The 6,773-nt window shown below is 41.6% G+C and carries 6 protein-coding genes and 2 pseudogenes; all 8 read right to left on the bottom strand.

What is annotated here, in order from left to right; all coding sequences use genetic code 11:
- Window positions 1-150: 150 nt before the first annotated feature.
- A complete protein-coding gene (locus Q0991_RS22365) occupies window positions 151-996 on the bottom strand; it encodes an FkbM family methyltransferase (protein WP_299492763.1) in 846 nt (281 codons plus the stop codon).
- Window positions 997-1,044: 48 nt separating this feature from the next.
- Window positions 1,045-2,349 carry a flippase gene (locus Q0991_RS22360; RefSeq protein WP_299492761.1) on the bottom strand — a complete coding sequence of 435 codons (1,305 nt, stop codon included), beginning with the start codon at window positions 2,347-2,349 and terminating at the stop codon, window positions 1,045-1,047.
- Window positions 2,350-2,543: 194 nt separating this feature from the next.
- Window positions 2,544-3,464 (bottom strand): annotated as a pseudogene (locus Q0991_RS22355) (IS630 family transposase).
- Window positions 3,465-3,596: 132 nt separating this feature from the next.
- Entirely contained in the window at window positions 3,597-4,742 is a 1,146-nt protein-coding gene (locus Q0991_RS22350) for a DegT/DnrJ/EryC1/StrS family aminotransferase (RefSeq protein WP_299492759.1), read from the bottom strand.
- A 9-nt stretch (window positions 4,743-4,751) separates the two neighbouring features.
- Window positions 4,752-5,233: pseudogene (locus tag Q0991_RS22345) on the bottom strand (N-acetyltransferase).
- Window positions 5,234-5,237: 4 nt separating this feature from the next.
- The gene (locus Q0991_RS22340) at window positions 5,238-6,182 is read right to left on the bottom strand and encodes a Gfo/Idh/MocA family oxidoreductase (protein WP_299492755.1); all 945 of its coding nucleotides are present in this window, start codon (window positions 6,180-6,182) and stop codon (window positions 5,238-5,240) included.
- Window positions 6,183-6,207: 25 nt separating this feature from the next.
- Entirely contained in the window at window positions 6,208-6,423 is a 216-nt protein-coding gene (locus Q0991_RS22335) for a hypothetical protein (RefSeq protein WP_299492753.1), read from the bottom strand.
- A gap of 50 nt (window positions 6,424-6,473) precedes the next feature.
- The gene (locus Q0991_RS22330; RefSeq protein ID WP_299492751.1) at window positions 6,474-6,653 is read right to left on the bottom strand and encodes a hypothetical protein; all 180 of its coding nucleotides are present in this window, start codon (window positions 6,651-6,653) and stop codon (window positions 6,474-6,476) included.
- Window positions 6,654-6,773: the final 120 nt, after the last annotated feature.

Here is a 6,773-nt window from a genome sequence, read left to right as displayed (position 1 = left end):
CAGTTGCGGATTCGGTAACTCATGGGCTAGCAGTTTTTGGTGGTACATAAACTCTAGCTCACACCCTATCTGCAGCACCTTTTCATGCAACAACGCCGGATGTACTTGGAAATGTTAGAAAGGCTACTGGGGTTTCTATAATTTTCTATTTCAAATATGGAGGTAGGATTGAACTTGTGGAATAATTTCCTTGCGAATAGCAACGATATTTTGATAAGCAAATATTTCCAAAGTTAGAGGATGATATTCACCTAAATATACTAAACCATCTGGCAGCATTCTATAAAACGAATAATTCTCTAAAGCATCATAAATATCTTTCATGAAAACTCTACTAAATACGTTCATCTCATTAAACTCTAAATGAATGATATCAACGATATTTTCTCTTATAGATTCCTTCGCGCCATAAAGTACTTTTAGTTCATTACCTTCAGTATCGATTTTAAGTAAGCTAATTCGATTTATTTTATATTTTTTAATAAATGCATCGATAGTGGTGACATTTACTTCCCAGCTTTCAGGTCTTTCTTGGCGTAATTTTTTAATTGCATCTTGATATAGAGAGGCATGACTTGAACCGCTTTTTTCACCTCCATAGTCATAAAGTCTCAATTTCGTCTCTGCATCACCACAAGCTGCATTTATCGTTACATAATTGCTTTTTTTACTCTGTAATTTTAGTTTGCTGAAAGTTTTAGGATGAGGTTCAAAAGCATATATATCTATGCTTGTTGCTACGCTTCTAACTAATTTAGAATAATTTCCTATATTGGCGCCCACATCAACAAATACTCCATGAGAAGTAGCTAAAAATATTGATAAATTCTCAATAAATGATCTTTCACCACTTATTTTGTCGTTTTCATGATTTAGAATGCCTAATCCTCTCAAACTTAATAAAAATATTGCTTTATTAAGCTTAAAAAAAGCTTTTCTTGAAAGTAGAGATCTAAAGATCCATAAAACAAATGAAAATATTCGTACTTTAGTCATATTTAATGGATGAAAATAATGAGTGTTTTCAGGAAATAACTTGTGAATTTATTTAAGCATTTTGATACCTAGTGATTGTAGCTGAATCTGGAATATTTTCCTGGTTCTCGAATGAGCTGCGTGAATAAAAAATCCTGCAACTGAATAGGAAATTACAGTAGCTATTGCTGCACCTATGCTTGCATACCTGGGAATTAACAATAGATTCAAAATGACGTTTGCAATTCCTCCAGCAACTGTTCTATACATTGAAAATTTAGTTAATCCTTCTGCAATAAACCATGAAGATGTGGCAACCCCCATGAATACAAATATTGTCGCCCAAATATGAATTGCCAATACATTTCCTGCTTCTGCATAGTCATGACTAAAAAATAATACTATGACTTTTCCCGACAAAAATGTCATAGGCAAAGCAATAGCAAGAGATACTAAAACTAATAAGCGATGCAGTTGCATTATTTGTTTATAGTATAGTGCTTTATTTATGTTTTTTTTCTCATAAAAAGAAGGAGATATAGAAGAAGCAATTGCCATTGGAATAAAATACCATACTTCAGAAATACGGGTAGCGGCTGAGTAAATACCCACAGCAGTATCTCCAACCATTTCCCCCAGCATAATCTGATCAATCTTCATGTATATCATAATAGAGATACCAGAAAATATAAGAGGAAAACTTTCTCGGATTAAGCTTTTAGCCATTGGGAAATTCCAACGCCATCGCCGCATTGAAAAACCCTTAGCTCTATAGACAATTGCTAAACCTAACGCACTCACAATAAATTCCATTGATGTCGCCCATGCAAAAGCAATTAATGGTGCTTTTTTAATAATTAGAATAACTTTGAAAATAGTTATGACAACAAATACAGTATTTTTAGAAATTACAGTGTATTTCGACTGTATTTGCGATTGAAACCAAAGGCTTATTATGTTAAAAGCCTGAAATATATTAGAAGCAGCCAAGATAGTCACTAGTGAAATAATCAGGGTGTCACCATGACGAAATCCAAAAATGCAGGAAACCGTTAATAATAAACAGACTATCGCACTAATAAACTTTAGCCAAAATGTAGTGCCTAAGATTTCCTCTTTGCGCGATGGATTAGACACAATTTCTTTGATCACAATTTCATCTAGTCCTAAAGAAGCTAGTGGGCTGAATAAAGCAACAAAAGTCGTTGCATAATTCAACAGGCCAAATTGCTCTACTCCTAAGTAACGGGCTATCCAAACGGTTACGATTATGCCAACTCCCATACGGAGAATTCTGTCAGCAAATAGCCAACCTGTATTAGCAATAATTTTGCGTAGATTGTCACTATGTTTGAGCTTTGTCAATATTTGCATAAATGGGTAAGTAAGTAGGTTTGGATAATAAGTCTTTTGTATGGAACAGCTCATAAAGCTGCCGATTTAGAGGGAAATCTAAACCGCTCAACCTTATATTCGCCCGCTCTTGTCCTGGCCTCAACTCCATCAATAACGGCATAGACTAGATCGAGTTCATGTTCAAACATGTGCCCACAAACCTCATGCGCCTTTCACTGATGCCACTCTGACTCAATCGGATGCATTTCTGAACAATATTTAGGCAAGAAAAATAGATACAGCCCCTTGGCCTCCCATTCAGCCCATTTCTGCCGAACCGCTTTTCTGGTGTGAGTCGGGCTATTGTCTTGCACCACCACCCGAATCCGACCGTTCTTTTCAAATTCGCCCTGAGTATGAGAGGCCTGCTCATCCATCATCTTGATATAGCGCTCCCTATTAAAGCCACCCACCACTAGACCATACACAAAGCTGACAATCGGTTGCAATCGCCCCAGAATACTAATGCGCTTGCCCCATCGCTTCGCTTGTTCGAGCCGCTTTGTTTCCCCTTGGAAAAAGTAGCTGTACTCAGCAGGTATCCATAAGCAAAAACCAGCTTCATCCAGAAAGCATCAATCAATCTCTCCAGCAGCAGCAGTCCATTGCAACATTTCTACAGCAGCTTGCTTGATGGCTCGTGTCACTGGGTCTTGTTGATCGGAGTGAGCGTGCCGGGTTCGCGTCCAAAGAACCCCCTTTTTTGAGCACTTCTTTGAGGTGCCCTGCACTTAAGGTGACTTGGCGTTCATCAGCAAGCTTTGTTATAAGTGCGTTGCTCTTTACGAAGGCACGATTCAAGATAGTCTAAATCCGCCTCACTCCAGCGTCGCTGAGCCCCCGGATGAGGGGTCTCCCATAATCCTCCCAATCCTTGATCTCGCCAGCTATAGAGCGTTTGACGAACAGTTTGAACATGGCAGTGAAAATGTTGTGCTATTTTTTCGACGTACCAGCTTTGAGCATTGAGGTGGACTATCTGAGCGCGGTCCTTGACCTGTCGCGGCACGGTTGAGGTCAAATAAGGTCTGTTCTTCTTCAGTGGTTAGAAACACTTGCAATCTGCGCCCACAGTGGTTTGCTCCAAACGGCAGGAATATTGCTTAATCTAGCGTCATATACTTAATCTTTTCAACCAAAGCCTACTTATGTATTAGTTATGAATAGGAGGCTGAGATAATCTCACCTAACTACCACGTGGTTCTGACATGGCTATAGTTGATTTACTATAAGTAAAATTTGTGGATAGTGTTGATGATAAAGCTTTGAGTATCCAGTTGTAGCTCTGGCCAAATGGGTAAACTTAACACTTCCTGAGCGTATTGGTTGCTGACCTCAAACGTATCGTACTGGCCCAGATAAATAGGTAGCTTATCTTGCGTTACAGGGTAATATACCATCGACCCTATATGATGGTCTGCTAGATACTCCTTGAGTGCATCACGCTTCCCATCTAAGACCCGAATTGTGTATTGGTGAAACACATGACCTTCAACGATTTGTGGTGTAATCATTCCGGGTAAATCTGCAAAGCCATCATTGTAAGTTTGGGCAACTTGACGGCGTCCTCGATTCCAATCGTCTATATACGGCAGTTTGACCCTCAGAATGGCAGCTTGAATAGCATCAAGGCGAGAGTTATAGCCTAATACTTCATTGTGATACTTCTTCAAAGCACCATGGATGCGGAGCATCTTAGCTTTTTCTGCAATTGCATCATCATTAGTGGTGATGAGTCCACCATCACCGTAAGCGCCTAAATTTTTGGACGGGAAAAATGAATAGGCGCCAACGTTGCCAATGGTTCCCACAGTTCTACCGCGTATATCTTTAGCTGTTGCGTTAGGCTGCTCGCTCTCAACCTCGCTACTAAAGTAGCGTGCTCCAAAGGCTTGAGCACAATCCTCGATCACTTTTAGATTATATTTTTGAGCAACCCCCATAATGTTTGCCATAGCTGCTGGATGGCCGTATAGATGCACTGGCAAAATTGCCTTAGTCTTTGGAGTGATCCTCGCTTCGATTTTCTGAGCGTTGATATTGAACGTGTGGGGATCAATATCAACAAAGATAGGCTTAGCACCGACATTACTAATCGATTCTGCTGTAGCAAAAAATGAGAAGGGCGTAGTGAGTACTTCATCTTCGACCGTTACTCCAGATGCTTTGAGACCAATGACTAAGGCATCGGTGCCCGAATTGACACCAATCGCATGTTTGACGCCGAGGTAAGCGGCAACTTCTTGTTCGAACTGCTTCACCTCAGGCCCCATGATAAAGGCTCCTGATTGCAAGACCCGATCAATCGCTGTATGGATATCAGTTTTGAGGCTGGCGTATTGGGGTTTGAGATCAAGAATCGGAATTTTCATACCTATGCACTACAGTTTTCGGACTTCTATCTCAGAAATTTGTTGATATCTGGTACCTGTTGAGTCTGCAGCATAACCATTTTTATCGAATCCTAAAATATCGCTGTAGGCACTCATCCAGCCTACGAGACGGGCGGGAACACTCCATAGACATCTTTGGTAACCACTGCTCCGGTGGCAAAGAAAGCGCCTTCGTTTAAGGTGATACCGCAAACAATGGTGGCATTGGCCCCAATACTCGCTCCCCGTTTGACTAAGGCTTTGTGATAGTCGGTACTGGTATTACGAGGAAACTCACAGCGAGGCGTTTTGATATTGGTAAAAACCATACTAGGGCTACAAAAATGCCCTAAAACACAGTGCTGACCAATTTGAGTTTTGTTATAGCTATATATATGGCAAAAATGCTGAATTTTAGTCCCAAAACCGATTTCAGTACCTTCATCCATATAGGATGGTTCATGGATAAAATAGTCTGTTGTCTTTGGCATGAGCCTAGCCACGCATTGCCTCCTGGGCTTTTTCTAAAATTTCGACAACTGCAACTCCATTCCAACCATTTGACCTCGGTTGCTGGCGTGTGTTCAAACAGTGAAGGAAATGTTGGCACTCTAATTTAAGGGGCTGGTTGGTAGCTACATCAGCGACCCAGGATCCAGTATCAACATTGTGTAGATTCGCATCCATAGATTGCTCATAAACGGTGACTTGCTGGGTTACTTCGTCGTAAACCAGCATTTGTCGTTCTGCGAGAATAGTGGTGCATCGCTGCAATAACGGATGATACCAAGAAGCATGAATATGAGCGGTTTGGCCACTGGTAAACACCAAATCAACATGCACATTGTCTTCAACATCAGGTTGGATCATGGCATGTCCACTGGCTTGAAGCGTTTTTAGTGTAGGGTTACCTAGTAAATCAAGCACTATAGATACATCATGAGGGGCAAAGGACCACCAAACATTCTCCTCAGAGCGGGCTCTGCCCAGTTTGGTCCGTTGAGCCATGATGTGAAGGACGTTACCGGCTTTACCACTGGCTAAGTAGTCACGCATCCATGCGATCGCAGGTTGATACAACAACAAATGCCCCACCGCCAAAATGCGATGGTACTGATCGGCATATTGTGCCAGTTCTATCGCCTCTTTTGTGTTTAGCGTCATGGGCTTTTCGACAAAAACATCCTTACCGGCCTCTAACGCTGCTTTTGCCAATGCATAATGGGTGGAGGCAGGGGTCGCTAAGACAATTGCTGGAATATTGGTGTCTAAAACGTCTTGATAGTCAGCATAGACCTGAAGATCTGGATAGCTTGCCGCTATTGACTGACGCAATTCTGAGTTCATCTCGACAACCCCAGCTAAGGCATTGAGGGCATGAAAATTCTTCACCAGGTTTTTACCCCAGTTGCCTGCACCAACGACAACAACTTTTTTCATAGAGACTGAGGAATGCTAAATGGATCTAGAGTAGGGTGATTTTTGAACGGTATAGGGTCGATTGGGCGTCAGGGGGTTTTCGCGTAATTCCACGAGTATCCAATATGGCGGTTGCCTGTTCCACTAATTGGACATAGTCAATCGAAGAGTGATCTGTGGCAAGAATCACTAGATCATACAGACTTAACGCTGTGTTTTCTAAATTAATGGACTGTATGTCGCATCCTTGAACTGTAATCATTAGACTTTATCGGAAATAGCGTAGAAAACTAGCAGAAGCGCTTTTTGCTCTCACGTTTGAGGGTAGGCAGTTCCAAGTTGCCCGGTTGTTTTTCCACGGCGGTGGGTCAGCCGGAAATTACGAAGCCCACAAGCCGTTCCCATCACATCATCAACATAGTGGTCAACCCAATTTCTAAATTTCTGAACCACTATCTGACAGCGCTTAATCCCCCCGATTTGATGCTCCACCTCAACGCGGACCTTTGAAACTTTGACCTTTACTCGAAAAAGTGGACATTCTCGAAGAGTCGATACCCCAGGAGAATGTTTACATGCCCCAAAGACCCCGTCGCACCTTTACTGCCGAAC

This window comes from Acaryochloris sp. IP29b_bin.137 (assembly GCF_028285745.1).
In the GTDB taxonomy this organism is placed as follows: domain Bacteria; phylum Cyanobacteriota; class Cyanobacteriia; order Thermosynechococcales; family Thermosynechococcaceae; genus Acaryochloris.
The sequence above is the reverse complement of the archived record's forward strand: the minus strand, read 5'-3'. Positions and strand labels throughout refer to the sequence as shown.

What these genes read in the sequence shown, in the direction of transcription:
- Q0991_RS22365 (WP_299492763.1), bottom strand. Translation starts at nt 996, where the DNA reads ATGACTAAAGTACGAATATTTTCATTTGTTTTATGGATCTTTAGATCT.
- Q0991_RS22360 (WP_299492761.1), bottom strand. Translation starts at nt 2,349, where the DNA reads ATGCAAATATTGACAAAGCTCAAACATAGTGACAATCTACGCAAAATT.
- Q0991_RS22350 (WP_299492759.1), bottom strand. Translation starts at nt 4,742, where the DNA reads ATGAAAATTCCGATTCTTGATCTCAAACCCCAATACGCCAGCCTCAAA.
- Q0991_RS22340 (WP_299492755.1), bottom strand. Translation starts at nt 6,182, where the DNA reads ATGAAAAAAGTTGTTGTCGTTGGTGCAGGCAACTGGGGTAAAAACCTG.
- Q0991_RS22335 (WP_299492753.1), bottom strand. Translation starts at nt 6,423, where the DNA reads ATGATTACAGTTCAAGGATGCGACATACAGTCCATTAATTTAGAAAAC.